The sequence below is a fragment of the Enterobacter sp. 342 genome (assembly GCF_036663495.1).
Lineage (GTDB): Bacteria > Pseudomonadota > Gammaproteobacteria > Enterobacterales > Enterobacteriaceae > Enterobacter.
The window spans coordinates 255056-273159 of the sequence record NZ_JAWUEI010000001.1 but is presented as its reverse complement, the minus strand read 5'-3'; the positions used below and the strand labels follow the sequence as shown (position 1 = coordinate 273159).

At 54.0% G+C, this 18104-nt stretch carries 14 protein-coding genes and 2 tRNA genes; 7 read left to right on the top strand and 9 right to left on the bottom strand.

Going from position 1 to position 18104, the window contains the following annotated elements; all coding sequences use genetic code 11:
• Window positions 1-38: 38 nt before the first annotated feature.
• A complete protein-coding gene (rssB, locus tag V6E55_RS01335; protein WP_114977017.1) occupies window positions 39-1052 on the bottom strand; it encodes a two-component system response regulator RssB in 1014 nt (337 codons plus the stop codon).
• A gap of 91 nt (window positions 1053-1143) precedes the next feature.
• Window positions 1144-2046 (bottom strand): patatin-like phospholipase RssA, encoded by a 903-nt coding sequence (rssA, locus tag V6E55_RS01330; RefSeq protein ID WP_114977016.1) that lies wholly within the window; start codon window positions 2044-2046, stop codon window positions 1144-1146.
• A gap of 114 nt (window positions 2047-2160) precedes the next feature.
• Between rssA and V6E55_RS01325 the strand changes: the two genes are divergently transcribed.
• The 4 genes from V6E55_RS01325 (at window position 2161) to V6E55_RS01310 (ending at window position 3959) form a co-directional block, all read left to right on the top strand.
• On the top strand, window positions 2161-2619 hold the full coding sequence (locus V6E55_RS01325; protein ID WP_316941976.1) for a YchJ family protein: 459 nt from the start codon (window positions 2161-2163) through the stop codon (window positions 2617-2619).
• Window positions 2620-2667: 48 nt separating this feature from the next.
• Window positions 2668-3510: a formyltetrahydrofolate deformylase gene (gene purU / locus V6E55_RS01320; protein ID WP_023312104.1), complete on the top strand. Its 843-nt coding sequence runs from the start codon at window positions 2668-2670 to the stop codon at window positions 3508-3510.
• Window positions 3511-3754: 244 nt separating this feature from the next.
• Window positions 3755-3839: transfer RNA gene (locus V6E55_RS01315), tRNA-Tyr, on the top strand.
• Window positions 3840-3874: 35 nt separating this feature from the next.
• A tRNA-Tyr gene (locus V6E55_RS01310) sits at window positions 3875-3959 on the top strand.
• Between the two features lie 18 nt (window positions 3960-3977).
• Here V6E55_RS01310 and V6E55_RS01305 read toward each other — a convergent pair.
• Window positions 3978-4421 (bottom strand): Lrp/AsnC family transcriptional regulator, encoded by a 444-nt coding sequence (locus tag V6E55_RS01305; RefSeq protein WP_316942043.1) that lies wholly within the window; start codon window positions 4419-4421, stop codon window positions 3978-3980.
• A gap of 107 nt (window positions 4422-4528) precedes the next feature.
• On the opposite strand from V6E55_RS01305, the gene V6E55_RS01300 reads away from it, so the two are divergent.
• The gene (locus V6E55_RS01300) at window positions 4529-5425 is read left to right on the top strand and encodes a DMT family transporter (protein ID WP_316942041.1); all 897 of its coding nucleotides are present in this window, start codon (window positions 4529-4531) and stop codon (window positions 5423-5425) included.
• Here V6E55_RS01300 and narI read toward each other — a convergent pair.
• From narI to V6E55_RS01275, 5 genes are all read right to left on the bottom strand, one after another.
• A complete protein-coding gene (gene narI / locus V6E55_RS01295) occupies window positions 5422-6099 on the bottom strand; it encodes a respiratory nitrate reductase subunit gamma (protein ID WP_129995629.1) in 678 nt (225 codons plus the stop codon). The genes V6E55_RS01300 and narI overlap by 4 nt on opposite strands.
• Window positions 6099-6809 carry a nitrate reductase molybdenum cofactor assembly chaperone gene (gene narJ / locus V6E55_RS01290; RefSeq protein WP_316941975.1) on the bottom strand — a complete coding sequence of 237 codons (711 nt, stop codon included), beginning with the start codon at window positions 6807-6809 and terminating at the stop codon, window positions 6099-6101. The genes narI and narJ overlap by 1 nt, the downstream gene beginning before the upstream one ends.
• Window positions 6806-8341 (bottom strand): nitrate reductase subunit beta, encoded by a 1536-nt coding sequence (gene narH, locus V6E55_RS01285; RefSeq protein WP_114977011.1) that lies wholly within the window; start codon window positions 8339-8341, stop codon window positions 6806-6808. Before narH ends, narJ begins: the two co-directional genes overlap by 4 nt.
• Complete coding sequence (locus V6E55_RS01280; RefSeq protein WP_316941974.1) at window positions 8338-12081, bottom strand: nitrate reductase subunit alpha; 3744 nt, start codon at window positions 12079-12081, stop codon at window positions 8338-8340. The genes narH and V6E55_RS01280 overlap by 4 nt, the downstream gene beginning before the upstream one ends.
• A 380-nt stretch (window positions 12082-12461) precedes the next feature.
• Entirely contained in the window at window positions 12462-13859 is a 1398-nt protein-coding gene (locus tag V6E55_RS01275; protein WP_049005094.1) for a NarK family nitrate/nitrite MFS transporter, read from the bottom strand.
• A gap of 309 nt (window positions 13860-14168) precedes the next feature.
• On the opposite strand from V6E55_RS01275, the gene narX reads away from it, so the two are divergent.
• Entirely contained in the window at window positions 14169-15965 is a 1797-nt protein-coding gene (gene narX / locus V6E55_RS01270) for a nitrate/nitrite two-component system sensor histidine kinase NarX (RefSeq protein ID WP_236921429.1), read from the top strand.
• On the top strand, window positions 15958-16608 hold the full coding sequence (gene narL, locus V6E55_RS01265) for a two-component system response regulator NarL (RefSeq protein WP_028018756.1): 651 nt from the start codon (window positions 15958-15960) through the stop codon (window positions 16606-16608). The genes narX and narL overlap by 8 nt, the downstream gene beginning before the upstream one ends.
• 3 nt (window positions 16609-16611) lie before the next feature.
• Here narL and V6E55_RS01260 read toward each other — a convergent pair whose 3' ends face one another.
• Window positions 16612-18018 (bottom strand): YchO/YchP family invasin, encoded by a 1407-nt coding sequence (locus V6E55_RS01260; protein WP_316941973.1) that lies wholly within the window; start codon window positions 18016-18018, stop codon window positions 16612-16614.
• Window positions 18019-18104 lie beyond the last annotated feature (86 nt).

Genomic DNA, 18104 nt, shown 5'->3' with positions numbered 1-18104 from the left:
ACACAGGTAAAGCAATCTTAAAATTAAGATCCAATTGCTTATTCCGTGGACAACATTAATCGTAACCGTCCCCCGGCACCCCAAATTTGGCACTGCCAGGAGGAGCAACGATGGCTAATTTGATTAAGATACGCTGTTCCCAGTGTCCCAAGCGGCACACCGTTACTTACCTGAATATGATGTTCCCCCGTATTCAGTGAGGCGTTAAGACCCGCTGAAACGAGGATCAAATTCTTTAAACCACTATGGTAATAACCGACCAATAACGGAAACTGCCCAGGCAAATTGGCCTGACGAAAAAGTTGGTTCACTTGTTTTAGTAAACTGCCCAGCTCCGGAAGCCGTTGTCCCTGATGCGATAGCTGTTCTTGCAACAGACCATTGAATAGCGCACGAAGTAATAACGCCGCTAACACACCATTATCCCCCGCCCGGGTCACATCCAGGGAATAAAAGGCCAGGTCTGAATCAGACAGTGGTGCAATATCCAGCACCAGCCCAGGTTGGTCCGCCGCAACCAGTTGGCGATAGTTTATTCGACAATGTGAAATAGTTTGCTGTACGGGCGGCTGGAGTTCCTGCAACAGTTTAGCCGCGGCAGGAGGATTACTTACCAGGGCATCCCAGTCCTGAAACAGACGTTCCTCTTCCTCTACCCGGGAATTAAACATGTTCGGATAAAGACAAGCTAACACCGTCTCTCGTAACCGGTTCAGGTCCTTGACTGGTTTAAGCAGGATATCCTGAACCCCAAGTCGCAGCGCTTTGGCAATATCGGCCATATTCTCTGTGGCAGATATCACCAGAATCGGCGTCTGATTGCCTTCGTTACGCAGATGTTCAACCAGCTTCAGTCCGTTCATACGCGGCATCGCAATGTCACAAATCATCAGGTCGGGGGTGATGCTGACCATTTTTTCCAGCGCGTCGATACCATCTTCAGCCAGCGAAGTGATTGCTCCCATTGAGGATAACCACGAATCCAGTAGCGATCGGAAAACGACCTCGTCTTCAACAATCAAAATGTGTTTTCCGGCCAATGGCTGCGTCATGGTTCCTCCCCTGGCTGACAGTAATTAAATAGTGGCATGCTATCAGCACTACCGCCTGTCAGATTTTGCTGAAGTAATCAAAAAAAGGTGCTTAACGTGCTGTTCGCACAAAAGGCAACAGCTCGTCCATTTTCTTTTCGACGGCTATCGAGCCCGCTGCGATGGCGGCCTCAGCTCGATGGAAATCAAGGGTAGATATTTGCGGACAGTACGGTTGAATCAGAATATCTGGAGGGTCGCCAGCCATGCGGTTTCGCTTAAGGCGATTCTCAAGAACCTGGATAGAGGTAGTCATAATTTCAATTGCCGTCGGCGCAGTCACAGAGCGTCGTGCAGCCATACGCCCGATTCTTCCACGCAAACGTTCATGCCAGGCCAGTTTCTCACCTTCGACATCTTCGCTCTGGAGATTCACCGGCATGAGGTCTTGTTGCATCAGGTGGGCGTCATGCTGTAAATCCACGGCAATGACGATGTCGGCACCCATTGCGCGCGTCAGGGAGATAGGGACCGGGTTAACAACGCCACCATCGACAAGCCAGTAACCATTATGCGGTACAGGAGCCATTAATCCCGGCATACTGCAGGAGGCACGAACGGCAAGATGAATATCACCTTCGGTAAGCCAAAGCTCGCGACCTGTGCTGAGGTTCGTCGCAACAGCGCCGAAAGGCATCTGACAGTCAGTGAAGTCTTCAAGAGGCATAACCTGGCGGAACTGGTTAAAAACGCGTTCGCCGCGCAACAGCCCACCACGCTGCCATGAGAGGTCCATCAGGCGCAGCACATCCCAGTAGCTGAAGGAACGTACCCAGGTTTCAAGTTCCGGAAGCTTTCCGCACGCGTAAGCGGAGCCGACAAGCGATCCTATTGAACACCCTGCAACAATATCAACCTCAACGCCCATCTGGTTTAAGGCATTAATCACGCCGATATGTGACCATCCCCGGGCTGCACCTGAGCCCAGCGCCAGTCCAATTTTAACCTTTCTCATTAGCCCTGTTTTACGTCCCCTGGATTCCTGACATAGCGTCAACGCAACTGCTCAGTTAACATAGTGCTACCCGAAGCGTTTTACGCCCTTATTTTTTGTTCCAGGAAGAGAATCGTGTCTCAACTCTGCCCTTGTGGTAGCGCTCTGGAGTATAGCCTATGTTGCCAGCGATATCTTTCTGGCGATCAGGTTGCACCAGACCCGTCACACCTCATGCGTTCACGGTACACTGCTTTTGTGATCAAAGACGCAGACTATCTGATCAAAACCTGGCACCCGTCATGCCATGCTGCCGATTTTCGCCAGGACATTGAAGCTGGCTTCACCAACACGCAGTGGCTTGGACTGACCGTTTTTGAAGCATCGGCCGGAAACGACGACAACGAAGGCTACGTCAGCTTTGTTGCCCGCTTTGTCGAGCGCGATAAAACGGCGGCCATTATCGAACGTTCCCGGTTCTTAAAGGAAAGCGGGCAATGGTATTATATTGACGGAACGCGCCCACAGTTTGGTCGTAACGATCCCTGCCCATGTGGTTCAGGTAAAAAATTTAAAAAGTGTTGCGGGCAGTAATGCCTGACAACCCAGACTTCGCAAATACACAAACAGGATTTCCCGGCGATGCAATCACTACAACGTAAAGTTCTGCGCACCATCTGTCCCGATCAAAAAGGACTGATCGCACGAATTACCAACATTTGTTACAAACATGAACTGAATATCGTGCAGAACAACGAGTTCGTTGATCACCGTACCGGTCGTTTCTTTATGCGTACCGAACTGGAAGGTATTTTCAACGACACTACCCTGCTTGCCGATCTGGACAGCGCGTTGCCGGAAGGCTCCGTACGTGAACTGACGCCTGCAGGTCGACGCCGTATCGTGATTCTGGTGACCAAAGAAGCACATTGCCTTGGCGATCTGTTGATGAAAGCAAACTACGGTGGCCTGGATGTCGAAATTGCTGCCGTGATCGGCAACCACGAGACGCTGCGCACACTGGTTGAGCGTTTTGATATTCCGTTCGAACTGGTGAGCCACGAAGGTCATACACGTGAAGAGCACGACGACCTGATGGCGCAGGCCATTGAAGCGCATAATCCCGACTACGTCGTGCTGGCGAAATACATGCGTGTGTTGACGCCATCCTTCGTGGCGCGTTTCCCAAACAAGATTATCAACATTCACCACTCGTTCCTGCCAGCCTTTATTGGCGCACGTCCTTATCATCAGGCGTACGAGCGTGGCGTGAAGATTATCGGTGCGACTGCGCACTACGTGAATGACAACCTGGATGAAGGTCCAATTATCATGCAGGACGTGATTCACGTGGATCACACCTATACCGCAGAAGACATGATGCGCGCGGGACGTGACGTCGAGAAGAACGTCTTAAGCCGTGCGTTGTATCAGGTGCTTGCCCAGCGCGTCTTCGTCTACGGTAACAGAACTATCATTCTTTAATCTTTCGGAAAATGAATTGATTAGCTTTGCGCCTTTACGGATAAAAAGCAGCCAAACAACTTCATTTCCCTAAAGGAATGCTTTACAGGGGCGTCTCATTTGATATGATGCGCCCCGCTTCCGATAGGAAGCAGGCCAGTAAAAAGCATTACCCCGTGGTGGGGTTCCCGAGCGGCCAAAGGGAGCAGACTGTAAATCTGCCGTCATCGACTTCGAAGGTTCGAATCCTTCCCCCNNNCCCCGTGGTGGGGTTCCCGAGCGGCCAAAGGGAGCAGACTGTAAATCTGCCGTCATCGACTTCGAAGGTTCGAATCCTTCCCCCACCACCATCTCTCAGCAGTACCTCAAAATTAGAATTACCCCTGGTGGGGTTCCCGAGCGGCCAAAGGGAGCAGACTGTAAATCTGCCGTCATCGACTTCGAAGGTTCGAATCCTTCCCCCACCACCATCACATTAAAAACAACAATTACATCGGTGGTAGCCGTCTCTTTACCGGTGAGCTTTTCACGATCGATGTATTACACTGAGCATGTTCGGCCAGACCATCCAGCAATCCATCAAGCTGCTCAATTGAACGCACCACCAGCCTGATAACAAAACAGTCTTCGCCAGTCACTTTATCGCTCTCTATGCACTCCGGCATCGCCTGAATGTATTTATCTACCTTATGTAACAACCCAGGCAAAGGTCGCACACGCACCAGCGCCTGCAGCGTATAACCTAACGACGCCAGATTCACCCGTGCGCCATACCCCTGAATCACACCACGCTCTTCCAGCCTTTTCAGCCGCTCTGCCGTGCTGGGTGAGGTCAGACCGATGCGGCCGCTAAGCACCTTCAGCGACATGCGCGCATCGTCGACCAGACAGGCCAAAATTTGCCGGTCGATATCATCGAGAAGGTATTCCATCATTTTCACCTAATTTTAAAAAGTCATTAACGTATTCAACCTTATATCACCTCTGTAAAACCCGACAGCAATTTTCGACAATAGCGTCATTAATCAGGAGGTGAATGATGCGTGATTTACATAAAGGCGTCTGGCAAATGAGCCTGGCGATGTTAATTTCCGGCTCAATTGGCGCGTTTGTTTTACTTTCCGGTCTGCCAGTAACGGAAGTCGTGTTCTGGCGCTGCCTTATCGGGGCCATCGCACTGTTTATTTTTATTCGGATGAGTCAAAAGCCGTTCAGTCCCCTCACCCGGACAACACTGTTACTGGCTATTCTCGGTGGTGTGGCTCTCGTGGTGAACTGGCTCCTGCTCTTCGCTGCCTATGAACGAATCTCTATTGGACTTTCTACTGTGGTGTATAACACCCAGCCGTTTATGCTGGTTTTGATGGGGATGTTATTAGGTGAACGCGTCAGCCTGGTGAAATGGGGCTGGCTATTCATCGCCTTTGGCGGCGTGGTGATATTGCTCTCCAGTGAGCTGACCGGAGCGCATAGTGCCAACTGGCTGACGGGTATCGGTCTGGCAATGGCGGCAGCGTTCTTCTACGCAGTGACTGCCATTATAGCCCGCAAGCTGCGATCCATTGCACCGCAGCATATTGCCTTTATTCAGGTGCTGACCGGCGTGGTAATGCTTCTACCGTTTGCCCACATGTCCTCATTATCAGGGGATTTTCCGTGGCCAATTTTGTTGACGCTGGGCATCGTCCATACCGGCATTATGTATCAGTTGCTCTATAGCGCTATTCAGAAGCTGCCTACGCCCATTACCGGTTCGCTGTCGTTTATCTATCCGGTGGTGGCGATTATTGTCGATAATCTGGTATTCGGGCACTCGCTAAACCTGACGCAGGTGGCGGGCGGAGCACTGATCCTGTTTGCTGCAGCAGGCAACAATCTGGGCTGGGGTGAAAAAAAACCCCGCGAGTGCGGGGTTGGGATCAAAACAGCAAATTAGCGACGGGCACGCACAATCTGGTATTTGCGCGTCAGATACTCTACCGGCGCGCTCCAGATATGTACCAGTCGGGAGAACGGGAACAGCACAAACAGCGTCATCCCCAGCACCAGGTGCAGGCGGAAGATAAACGCCACGCCGTCCAGGTGCGCCGACGCACCACCGTGGAACGTCACCACAGATTGTGCCCAGCCGACCAGTTTCATCATTTCGCTGCCGTCCATATGCTGTGCAGAGAACGGAATGGTCAGCAGACCCAGCGCACACTGCACCATCAACAGGGAAAGGATGAGGATGTCAGCTCCGGTGGTCGTTGCACGCACACGCGGGCTGAACAGACGGCGTTTCAACAGCAGTAAACCCCCTACCAGCGTCATCACGCCGCAAGCGCCCCCTGCGATCATCGCCATCTTCTGCTTCACCTCAATGGGCAGCCACGCCTCATACATCCAGTGCGGCGTCAGCATCCCGAGGAAGTGACCGGCAAAAATCCCCAGAATACCAATGTGGAACAGGTTAGAACCCACATGCATTCCTTTACGATCCAGCATCTGGCTGGAGGCAGCACGCCAGGTGTACTGACCGTAGTCATAACGCAACCAGCTTCCCACCAGGAACACGGTGCCCGCGATATACGGGTAGATGTCAAAGAAGAACATATTCAGGAAGTGCATTATTGCCGTCCTCCGTTAGAGATATTCAAATATTGCGGGGCCACAGCGCCGGCAAAACGACGCTGGTGAGCCGAGATTTCAGACTCGCCGCAGCTCTGGTCAGCAAAGAATTTCACCTGTTCTTCTTCCCAGACGGCATCCAGCGCCTGCGGTGTATCATCGCGGGCTTCATCTGCGATTTTCTCCGCCACTTTTTCACTGTCGACAGACGCGTTAGCCAGTTTCACCAGTAGCTCGAACAGTACCGCATAGCGGCTCTCGCGCTGCTTAAGACGCGCACTGAGCAACGCCAGGATCGGCGCAATGTCCTGGAGGCCACCGAGAGCCTCTTCTTTCGGCAACTGCGCCAGATACTCCAGATACAGCGGCAGATGGTCAGGCAGCTCACAGCTGTCGAGTTGCAGGCCGTGTTGCTCATACTGTGCCATCAGGTCAACCATCGCCTGACCCCGGTCACGGGATTCACCGTGAACATGTTCAAACAGCAGTAATGAGGTTGCGCGTCCACGGTCAAACAGTTGGCTGTAATCCGCCTGCGCATCCAGAAGATCACGCGTTAACAGGTCCCGGAGAAAAATGCCCAATGTCTGGGCATCCTCTTTATCCAGGTTTTCAGATGATGTGAGTGCATCGAAAAGTTCCTGTTGATGCTGCACAAGCGCAGCATCCGGGTACTCGAGCAAACGAGAAACGATAACGAGTTCAATCATGGGTGCGGCTCCGTTTTACTGGTCACATCCATGGCGTCGATGCGGCGGCTGTTGAACAGGTTGAATTTGCTGTCTGACCCGTGGCAACCGTCGCCAAAGGTAAAACCACAGCCGTTTTTCTCGGGGAAGGCTTCGCTAGCCAGTTCACGGTGGCTGCTCGGTACGACGAAACGGTCTTCGTAGTTGGCAATAGCCAGATAGCGATACATCTCCTGCGCCTGCGCTTCACTCAGACCGACCTCTTCCAGCGCACGGGTATCAATGACACCGTCTACCGTTTCCGCACGTTTGAAGTGGCGCATTGCCAGCATCCGCTTGAGTGCCAGCAGTACTGGCTGCGTATCACCGGCAGTCAGCAGGTTCGCCAGGTACTGAACCGGAATACGCAGGCTTTCCACGTCCGGCAGAATGCCGTTGCTGCCCAGCTCACCCGCATCTGCAGCTGACTGAATCGGCGACAGAGGCGGCACGTACCAGACCATCGGCAGCGTGCGGTATTCCGGGTGCAGTGGCAGAGCCAGTTTCCAGTCCATTGCCATTTTGTACACCGGAGACTGCTGTGCGGCGTCAATCACGCTCTGTGGTACGCCATCTTTCAGCGCCTGCTCAATCACCTTCGGATCGTTCGGATCGAGGAACACGTCCAGCTGACGCTGATACAGATCTTTCTCGTGCTCGGTGCTGGCGGCATTTTCAATCGCGTCCGCGTCATACAACAGCACGCCGAGATAACGAATACGGCCTACACAGCTTTCAGAGCAAACGGTCGGCATCCCCGCTTCAATACGCGGATAGCAGAAGATGCACTTCTCGGATTTCCCGCTCTTCCAGTTGAAGTAGATTTTTTTGTACGGGCAGCCGGTGATGCACATACGCCAACCGCGACATTTATCCTGGTCGATCAGCACGATGCCGTCTTCTTCACGCTTGTAGATGGCACCGCTCGGGCAAGTCGCCACACACGCCGGGTTCAGGCAGTGCTCGCACAGGCGCGGCAGATACATCATGAAGGTATTTTCGAACTGGCCGTACATCGCCTTCTGCATGTTCTCGAAGTTCTGATCTTTGGCGCGTTTTTCGAACTCGCCACCCAGAATCTCTTCCCAGTTTGGGCCGCTGGTAATTTTGTCCATGCGTTGACCGGTGATCAGCGAGCGTGGACGGGCGATCGGCTGGTGCTTGCTTTCCGGCGCGTTGTGCAGGTTCTGGTAGTCGTAATCAAACGGCTCGTAGTAATCGTCGATGCCCGGCAGATGCGGGTTAGCGAAGATTTTACCCAGCAGCATCGCACGGTTACCCATGCGCGGCTGCAGTTTACCGTTGATCTTGCGGATCCAGCCGCCCTTCCATTTTTCCTGATTTTCCCAGTCGGTCGGGAACCCGGTGCCTGGCTTGCTTTCCACGTTGTTGAACCACGCGTATTCCATACCCTCGCGACTGGTCCATACGTTTTTACAGGTGACTGAGCAGGTATGACAGCCGATGCATTTATCCAGATTCAGCACCATGCCGACTTGTGAACGAATTTTCATTTTACGCTCTCCTGTACCTGGTCATTACCTTCGCCGTCTAACCAGTTAATATTCTTCATCTTACGTACCACCACGAACTCATCGCGGTTAGACCCTACGGTACCGTAGTAGTTAAAGCCGTAGGCCAGCTGCGCATAGCCACCAATCATGTGGGTCGGCTTCGGTGTAATACGGGTCACGGAGTTGTGGATACCGCCGCGCTGCTCGGTGATTTCAGAACCCGGCAGGTTAACGATACGTTCCTGCGCGTGGTACATCATGGTCATCCCGGCCGGTACACGCTGGCTCACCACCGCACGCGCCGTCAGCGCACCGTTGCTGTTGAACACTTCGATCCAGTCGTTATCTTCAATACCCAGATCTTTGGCATCCGTTTCACTCATCCAGACAATCGGGCCACCACGTGACAACGTCAGCATCAGCAGGTTGTCGCTGTAGGTAGAGTGGATCCCCCACTTCTGATGCGGCGTGAGAAAGTTCAGCGCCTTCTCAGGGTTACCGTTGGATTTCGCCCCCATTACCGCCTTCACCGAACGGGTGTCGATTGGCGGACGGTAAACCAGCAGACTTTCACCGAAATCACGCATCCACTGATGATCCTGATACAGAGACTGACGCCCGGAGAGGGTACGCCATGGGATCAGCTCGTGAACGTTGGTATAACCGGCGTTGTAGGAGACATGCTCATCTTCCAGACCAGACCAGGTCGGGCTGGAGATAATTTTGCGCGGCTGCGCCTGAATATCGCGGAAGCGAATTTTCTCTTCCTCTTTATTCGTCGCCAGGTGCGTATGGTCACGGCCGGTAAATTCGCTCAGTGCCGCCCACGCTTTCACCGCCACGTGGCCGTTGGTTTCCGGCGCCAGGGTCAGGATCATCTCTGCTGCATCAATCGCCGTATTCAGCATTGGCTGACCTTTGGCCGGGCCGTCCGCTTTGGTGTAATTGAGCTTACGCAGCAGATCCATTTCACTCTGGGTATTCCAGGCGATCCCTTTCCCGCCGTTACCGATTTTCTCCATCAGCGGGCCGATAGAGGTAAAGCGCTCCCAGGTTGCCGGGTAGTCACGTTCAACCGCAATAATGTGCGGTGCGGTTACACCCGGGATCAGGTCACATTCGCCTTTTTTCCAGTCCTTCACGTCCAGCGGTTGAGCCAGTTCGGCGGCGGAGTCGTGCTGGATTGGCAGCGTCACCACGTCGGTTTCTTTACCCAGATGCCCTACGCAGACTTCGGAGAATTTTTTCGCGATGTCTTTGTAGATATCCCAGTCGCTTTTCGATTCCCACGCCGGATCAACGGCCGCAGACAGGGGATGAATAAACGGATGCATATCCGAGGTATTCATGTCGTCTTTTTCGTACCAGGTCGCGGTTGGCAACACAATGTCGGAGTACAGGCAGGTGCTGGACAGACGGAAGTCCAGGGTCACCACCAGATCCAGCTTGCCGTCGAGGCCGTTGTCTTTCCACTCCACCTCTTCCGGCTTCACGCCGCCCTGCTTGCCGAGATCTTTCCCCTGAATACCGTTCTCGGTGCCCAGCAGATATTTCAGCATGTACTCGTGCCCTTTACCGGACGAGCCCAGCAGGTTGGAGCGCCAGATAAACAGGTTGCGAGGATGGTTTTTTCCGTTCTCTGGCTGTTCTGCCGCGAAACGAATGGAACCGTCTTTGAGAGACTTAACGGTGTAATCCACCGGCGACATGCCCGCTTTCTTCGCCTCTTCTGCAATGCGCAGTGGGTTGGTGCCCAGTTGAGGTGCCGATGGCAGCCAGCCCATGCGCTCGGCACGTACGTTGAAATCGATCAGGTGGCCGCTGTAACGGGATTTATCCGCCATTGGCGAGAGCAGTTCTTGCGCGGTTACGGTCTCGTAACGCCACTGGCTGGAGTGGTTATAGAAGTAAGACGTGCTGTTCATGTGACGTGCCGGACGCTGCCAGTCAAGGGCAAACGCCAGCGGCTGCCAGCCGGTCTGTGGACGCAGTTTTTCCTGGCCCACGTAGTGCGCCCAGCCGCCGCCGCTCTGACCAACACAGCCACAGAAGATCAGCATATTGATCAGACCACGATAGTTCATATCGAGGTGATACCAGTGGTTCAAACCGGCACCGACGATGATCATCGAACGACCGTGCGTCTTGTCGGCGTTTTCTGCGAATTCACGTGCGATACGGGTGATTTGTGCCCGAGGAACGCCAGTGATCTGCTCCGCCCACGCTGGGGTGTAAGCTTTCACCTCATCGTAGTGAGTTGCGCAGTTTTCGTCGCCCAGACCACGTTCCAGACCATAGTTCGCCATGGTCAGGTCATAAACAGTGGTGACCAGCGCCGTGGAACCGTCAGCCAACTGCAAGCGTTTTACCGGCAGCTTATGCATCAGAACGTTCTGCAGCTCGACCTTGTTAAAGTGTTCGGAACCTTCACCACCGAAATACGGGAAGCCCACATCGGAGATCTCGTCCTGGCTGCCCAGCATGCTCAGACGTAGTTCCGTCTCTTCGCCGGTCGTGCCGTTGCGTTGTTCAAGATTCCACTTACCCTTCTCACCCCAGCGGAAACCGATAGAGCCGTTTGGTGCCACCAGCTCGCCGTTGTTGTTGTAAGCAACGGTTTTCCACTCAGGGTTATTTTCCTGGCCCAGCGCGTCCACCAGATCGGCAGCACGCAGCGTACGGCCTGCGGCGTAGTAGCCATCACGCTCTTCCAGCATCACCAGCATCGGCATGTCGGTGTAACGACGCACGTAGTCGGTGAAGTACTGGCTAGGCTTATCAAGGTGGAATTCACGCAACATGACGTGGCCCATCGCCATCGCCATCGCAGCATCGGTACCCTGTTTCGGTGCCAGCCACAGATCGCAGAGTTTGGCGATTTCTGCGTAGTCGGGGGTCACCGCCACGGTTTTGGTGCCTTTGTAACGGACTTCGGTAAAGAAGTGTGCATCTGGCGTACGGGTCTGCGGCACATTAGAGCCCCAGGCGATGAGGTAGCTGGAGTTGTACCAGTCAGCAGATTCTGGCACGTCGGTTTGCTCACCCCAGGTCTGTGGCGATGCCGGCGGCAGGTCACAGTACCAGTCGTAGAAGCTCAGGCAGGTACCGCCAATCAGAGAGAGGTAACGAGCCCCTGACGCATAAGAAACCATCGACATCGCCGGGATTGGCGAGAAGCCCGCCACGCGGTCCGGACCATAAGTTTTAACGGTGTAGACGTTAGAGGCAGCAATCAGCTCGTTCACCTCTTTCCAGGAAGAGCGCACAAAGCCACCGCGACCACGAGCCTGCTTAAAACTTTTCGCTTTGTCAGCGTCTTCGATAATAGACGCCCAGGCATCAACCGGATCGCTGTGCTGAACTTTCGCTTCACGCCACATTTTCATCAGGCGTTTACGCATCAGAGGGTATTTCAGGCGGTTAGCACTGTAGAGATACCATGAGTAGCTCGCCCCACGCGGGCAGCCACGCGGCTCATGGTTTGGCATATCCGGGCGAGTGCGCGGATAGTCGGTCTGCTGCATTTCCCAGGTCACCAGACCGTTTTTAACGAAAATCTTCCAGCTGCATGAGCCGGTGCAGTTCACGCCATGGGTCGAACGGACGACTTTGTCATGCTGCCAGCGCTGGCGGTAACCGTCTTCCCAGTCCCGGTTAGTCTCCAGAACCTGGCCGTGCCCATCGGCAAAAGTTTCGCCCTTCTGCTTGAAGTAGCGAAACCGGTCCAAAAATTTGCTCATCGGGTATCTCCTGTGTGGAGCCTGTGGCTCTCTAAATCGACATTGCTGATTTGCAGCGAAGGTAACGCCCTGAAAGAGGGGGAGAATTGATAACGATCAAGACGACGAGGGACTTTCACGCGAGGTATTAGAGCAAATACCACCAAAGCGGTAGCTTTTTATTATTCATAGCATAATGATTTATATGAATATTTTTATTTTGCCGTACAAAAAGACGGAGACGATTTAACATCCCAGGTATTAAGGGGTAGAACCCCCTGCAAAGCGATGGCGATCACAGTGTTACCCGCAGATTTCCTCTGCAAACCCGTCAGTATGTTGTAACTATTCGCGAGCCAAAAAAAACGCGACCCGAAGGCCGCGTAAACGGATAATCAAACTTACTTATTTTTCTTAGTATTACGGCCATATACCAGCCACGTGATCACAACGCAGGCGATATAGAAGACGAGGAAGACTTTCATTGCCCCCGCCGGAGAGCCGGTCAGGTCAAGAGAGATACCGAACGCTTTCGGAATAAAGAAGCCACCAATTGCGCCAATGGCAGAGATGAAGCCCAGCGCTGCCGCCGTGTCCGTTGCCGCTTCACGCATCGCCTGTTCTTCGGTTCCGCCCTGTGCTTTTACGCGATCCATAGTCAGTTTACGGAAGATCACGGAAATCATCTGGAAAGTAGAAGCACTTCCCAGCCCGGCAGTCAGGAACAGCACCATAAACACACCGAAGAAGGCGGTGAAGTTCCCTCCTTGTCCGTCAGTTGGCAGCGTCAGGAACAGCAGCGCACAGAAGACAGCCATCACCACAAAGTTCACCAGCGTTACGCGTGTCCCGCCGAGACGGTCAGACACCATGCCACCCAGCGAACGCGCCAGTGCACCAATAAATGGCCCAAAGAAGGCAAACTGCAGGATCTGAATGTCCGGGAACTGCGTTTTCGACAACATGGCGAAGCCCGCAGAGAAACCTATAAACGAACCGAACGTTGCCAGATACAGTAACGCCATTACCCACAGATGCCCGCGTTTCAGCACCGGCAACTGCTCGCTCAGAGACGCTTTTGACGCTGACAGATCGTTCATAAAGAACCAGGCCGCCAGGGTGAAGATCACCAGGAACGGAACCCAGATCCAGGAGGCGTTTTGCAGATACAGGGAAGAGCCATCCGCTTGCTCAACGCCACCGCCGCCAAACGCTGCGAAAATGGAGACAGAGATCGCCAGCGGCGCGATCAACTGCATCACACTGACGCCCATGTTGCCCAGGCCACCGTTAATGCCCAGCGCACCGCCCTGTTTCGCTTTCGGGAAGAAGAAGCTGATGTTCGCCATACTGGAGGCAAAGTTCGCCCCCGCAAAGCCACACAGCAGGGAGATAATTACGAACACGCTAAACGGGGTAGACGTATCCTGCACCGCGAAACCGAGCCAGACACATGGCACGATCATGATACCGGTACTGAATGCCGTCCAGCGACGACCGCCAAACACCGGAACCATAAATGCGTAAGGCACACGCAGCAATGCGCCGGACAAGGACGGCAGCGCGGTCAACATAAACAGCTGATCGGTTGTAAAGGTAAAACCGACTTTTGGCAGGTTTACCGCCACAGCACTAAACAACATCCAGACGCAAAACGCTAACAACAAACACGGAACGGAAATCCACAGATTCCGGCTTGCTACACGATGACCGCGCTGTTGCCAGAACGCCGGATCCTCTGGACGCCAGTCTGTAATAACGGCACCATTTTCCCTTTCGGGAGCGGATGAGTGACTCATAGACACCTCTGATTCTCGAATGATGCTGCAAACATTAGGGTTTTAGAGCGGCGGTAAGTTGATATAAATCAAAGGAAAAGTGGGAGGATTTGCGGCGAAAAAAAAGCTCTCATCCTTAATGAGTAGGTTATTACGGTAAAAAAGATGTGGTTTTTCACGGTACTGACGTTTCCTTGCTACCCCCACCCCCTTCCCGTTACTTCGTTGGCAATTTGGGGGTAATCCTTTATTGGTATGGGTATACTCCAGGGTATGCACCAGAATAGCGCCATTCCTGCAAGCAGGCCACGTCAGGAGCACGGCAACTCTATGTTAAAAAGATGTTTATCTCCGCTGACACTCGTGAATCAGGTCGCGCTGATCGTTTTGCTGTCCACCGCCCTCGGTGTGACGGGCATGGCGATCTCCGGCTGGCTGGTACAGGGAGTACAGGGTAACGCGCATGCCATCAATGAGGCAGGCTCGCTACGTATGCAGAGTTACCGTCTGCTGGCATCGGTTCCCCTGACGCAGGGCGATCAGCCCCTCATCGATGAAATGGAACGCACGGCGTTCAGCCCGGAACTGGAAAACGCCGCCATTCGCGCCGGTCAGCAATCTCAGCTTAAAGCACTCCAGGGCTACTGGCATACCCAACTGCAGCCGGGACTGAAACAGGCGCGCGGTTCAGAGTCTGTTGCGCAGGACGTTGCGGGTTTCGTATCACGCATTGATGCCCTGGTCTCCTCTTTTGACCAAACCACCGAATTGCGTATTGACCGGGTAGTGATGATGCACCGTGCAATGGCGCTGTGTATGGGGCTGTTACTCATCTTCACGATTGTCTGGCTCCGTGCACGGCTGCTGAATCCCTGGAAACAGTTGCTGGCGATGGCCCGCGCGGTCACCGCAAGAGATTTTACTCAACGTACCCATATCAGCGGGCGCAATGAGATGGCGATGCTCGGCCAGGCCCTGAATACCATGTCGGCAGAACTCTCCGAAAGCTACGCGGTGCTGGAGCAGCGCGTTCAGGAAAAAACGGCCGGGCTGGAGCAGAAAAACGAGATGCTCTCCTTCCTGTGGCAAGCCAACCGTCGTCTGCATATGCAAGTGCCGCTCTGCGAGCGTCTCTCGCCGGTACTGAATGGCCTGCAAAATCTGACCCTGCTTCACGACCTGGAGCTGCGGGTTTACGATGTGGAAGACGAAGAAAACCATCAGGAGTTTACCTGCCAGTCCGATATGTCCTGTGATGACAAAGGTTGCCATCTTTGTCCTCGCGGCTTGCCGCCGTTGACGTCGAGTGGCACCACGCTGAAGTGGCGGTTGACGGACAACCACACCCAGTACGGCATTCTGCTGGCAACCCTGCCGGCCGGTCGTCACCTTAGCCACGACCAGCAGCAACTGGTTGATACGCTGGTTGAACAGTTGACGGCCACACTGGCACTCGACCGTCATCAGGAAAAACAGCAGCAGTTGATCGTTATGGAAGAGCGCGCAACCATCGCCCGCGAGCTTCACGACTCCATCGCCCAGTCGCTCTCCTGTATGAAAATGCAGGTGAGCTGCCTGCAAATGCAGGATACGGAGATGCCGGAAAGTAATAAACAACTGCTGAGCCAGATCCGCAACGAGCTGAATACCTCCTGGGTGCAACTTCGTGAACTGCTGACCACTTTCCGTCTGCAGCTCACTGAACCGGGCCTGCGCCCCGCCCTGGAATCCAGCTGTCACGAATTTAGCGCCCGATTGGGGTTCCCGGTAAAACTGGATTACCAGTTACCGCCACGGTTTGTCCCGTCGCATCAGGCCATTCATTTACTGCAGATCGCCCGTGAGGCGTTGAGTAATGTGCTCAAACATGCCGACGCGACGGCGGTAACCGTCACCGTCAGCCAGCACGATAATCAGGTCAGGCTCACGGTTCATGACAACGGCCGCGGCGTGCCGGAAAATGCCGAACGAACTAACCACTATGGTTTAATCATCATGCGAGACCGCGCCCAAAGCCTGCGCGGTGATTGCCAGGTTCGCCGGAGAGAGACAGGTGGCACGGAAGTTGTTGTCACCTTTATTCCCGAGAAACCGCTCACAACTGCTCAAGGAGAAACCCATGACTAATCAGGAACCGGCATCAATTCTGTTGATCGACGACCATCCGATGCTGCGTACAGGCGTGAAACAGCTGGTCAGCATGGCCCCCGATATCACCGTCGTAGGCGAAGCCAGCAACGGTGAGCAAGGCATTGAGCTTGCTGAAGCGCTTGATCCTGATCTGATCCTGCTTGATCTCAATATGCCCGGCATGAACGGTCTGGAAACCCTCGACAAGTTGCGGGAAAAATCCCTTTCCGGTCGCGTAGTGGTCTTTAGCGTGTCGAACCATGAAGAAGATGTGGTCACAGCACTGAAGCGTGGCGCCGACGGCTATCTGCTAAAAGATATGGAGCCGGAAGATCTGCTTAAAGCGCTGCAACAGGCTGCCGCAGGAGAGATGGTGCTGAGCGAAGCATTAACGCCGGTACTGGCCGCCAGCCTGCGTGCGAACCGCGCCACCTCTGACCGCGACGTCAGTCAGTTAACGCCACGTGAGCGTGACATTCTCAAGCTGATTGCTCAGGGTCTGCCAAACAAGATGATTGCCCGCCGCCTGGATATCACCGAAAGCACAGTCAAAGTACACGTGAAACACATGCTGAAGAAAATGAAGTTAAAATCCCGGGTTGAAGCCGCAGTGTGGGTACATCAGGAACGGATTTTTTAAGCATTACTCATCCGGCAGCAGCCTCCAGCGCGGGTCGTCGTTAGGTAATGCGACCAGCGGTTGCACCACGATAAGCGTGATCTCATTGGAAGAGACGCGCTGACCTTTCTCATCTTCTACCACTGCCGACAAGTGCCAGCGGTTAGTTGCCCCCTGACGGTCATCCCAGGCCGGCATAATCACACTCCAGCCGTCGCTGCTGTTGCTATTCGTCGGTGAAGTCAGGCTCAGTGCCTGGGTATCGCCCTGCCAGTGGATCTGACGAATACCATGCGTGCTGCGAATTTGCAGCTTCAGCATCACGGTCTCGCCTCCTTTCAGATCCCACGGTGGCGTCGCCAGATACACTGATAACGTTTTGCGTTGGCGGAACACCATAACCGGCAGGTTGTCCCGCTCCGGCGAGTCATAGCGGCTCCCGCGCAGGGAGCGCGTGGCGGCGACTTCTCCGGCAGAGATCTGTTTTACAAGCGGTACGCCGAAGCGATAGTTAAGTTTCAGCCCGAGATTATTTTGACTGACGCCACTCTCTCCCTGCTTATGTGCCGCCGTCAACGTGAGCAGCGGAACAGGGGTATAGTTGAGCCCCAGATTTACCGCGACAGGGTTGTGATAGCCGGTTCCGGTGTTGAACAGGTCGACGTTATCGCCAAAATATTGCTCGAAGCTAACGCTGGTGTTCAGATGATGGAACCACGGCAACCAGGCTTTGGCGGTGACATCGTACCCGCGCGCCATGCGTTGCTCCTGAATGTCAGAGCTGTCACGCCAGCTGGCAAACGGCTGATAGTAGTTAGCTGACAGACGCAGATTTTCACCCCACGCTTCCGCGCCCAGCCCGGCACGCTGCAGGTTTTCATCCAGCAGGTTATCGTAAAACGTGTTGTAGCCCAGCAACCACTTGCCGGCGACCCAACGCTGACCTACCCCGGCGTTACTGACCAGGCCATCCGTCTGCTGCGTCACGCCAAACTGGCTCCAGCTCAGGTAACGGTTGTTATCATTCCATGGGATAAACCAGCTCCCGCTGCTACCGTTAAATTTACCGTCGTCATCCACCAGTAAATTGACGCTGGCGTTGCCCCAGGGCGAGAGCCAGGACTCAATCTGCTGGTTCACTTCCCCACTCACCGCATCACGTACCTGACCAAACGCGAACTGGCGCGCCTGCTCGCCCGTGGTCATACCGTTATCGGTCATACTGGCTTCACCAAACGCTTTTGCCATTTCGGCCAGGTGTTTTTCTCCCTCGCCGGTTGGGGGGGCCATTCCGAGATCGGGCAAACTATCCCCGTTGTTATCAAAGGGATTTTCTGCCTGATGCACAAAGGAACTCGGGGCACCGTGAACGGCTCCCACCGTAAGAAGGGGGAGTAATAACAGAAAGCGAATGCAGGACGATACAGCCATCAACGTCGTAAATAAGAACCTGAGTTTATAAGGCAACGCTTTTAATATTAACGCGATAAGTTATGAAATGCAGTCTTAGCGCAAAT

Excerpts from the sequence above, each read along its gene's own strand:
- narX (WP_236921429.1), top strand. The coding sequence starts at position 14,169 with ATGTTAAAAAGATGTTTATCTCCGCTGACACTCGTGAATCAGGTCGCG.
- V6E55_RS01305 (WP_316942043.1), bottom strand. The coding sequence starts at position 4,421 with ATGGAATACCTTCTCGATGATATCGACCGGCAAATTTTGGCCTGTCTG.
- V6E55_RS01275 (WP_049005094.1), bottom strand. The coding sequence starts at position 13,859 with ATGAGTCACTCATCCGCTCCCGAAAGGGAAAATGGTGCCGTTATTACA.
- narI (WP_129995629.1), bottom strand. The coding sequence starts at position 6,099 with ATGCACTTCCTGAATATGTTCTTCTTTGACATCTACCCGTATATCGCG.
- narH (WP_114977011.1), bottom strand. The coding sequence starts at position 8,341 with ATGAAAATTCGTTCACAAGTCGGCATGGTGCTGAATCTGGATAAATGC.
- narJ (WP_316941975.1), bottom strand. The coding sequence starts at position 6,809 with ATGATTGAACTCGTTATCGTTTCTCGTTTGCTCGAGTACCCGGATGCT.
- V6E55_RS01260 (WP_316941973.1), bottom strand. The coding sequence starts at position 18,018 with ATGGCTGTATCGTCCTGCATTCGCTTTCTGTTATTACTCCCCCTTCTT.
- V6E55_RS01280 (WP_316941974.1), bottom strand. The coding sequence starts at position 12,081 with ATGAGCAAATTTTTGGACCGGTTTCGCTACTTCAAGCAGAAGGGCGAA.
- purU (WP_023312104.1), top strand. The coding sequence starts at position 2,668 with ATGCAATCACTACAACGTAAAGTTCTGCGCACCATCTGTCCCGATCAA.
- V6E55_RS01300 (WP_316942041.1), top strand. The coding sequence starts at position 4,529 with ATGCGTGATTTACATAAAGGCGTCTGGCAAATGAGCCTGGCGATGTTA.
- rssA (WP_114977016.1), bottom strand. The coding sequence starts at position 2,046 with ATGAGAAAGGTTAAAATTGGACTGGCGCTGGGCTCAGGTGCAGCCCGG.
- narL (WP_028018756.1), top strand. The coding sequence starts at position 15,958 with ATGACTAATCAGGAACCGGCATCAATTCTGTTGATCGACGACCATCCG.
- rssB (WP_114977017.1), bottom strand. The coding sequence starts at position 1,052 with ATGACGCAGCCATTGGCCGGAAAACACATTTTGATTGTTGAAGACGAG.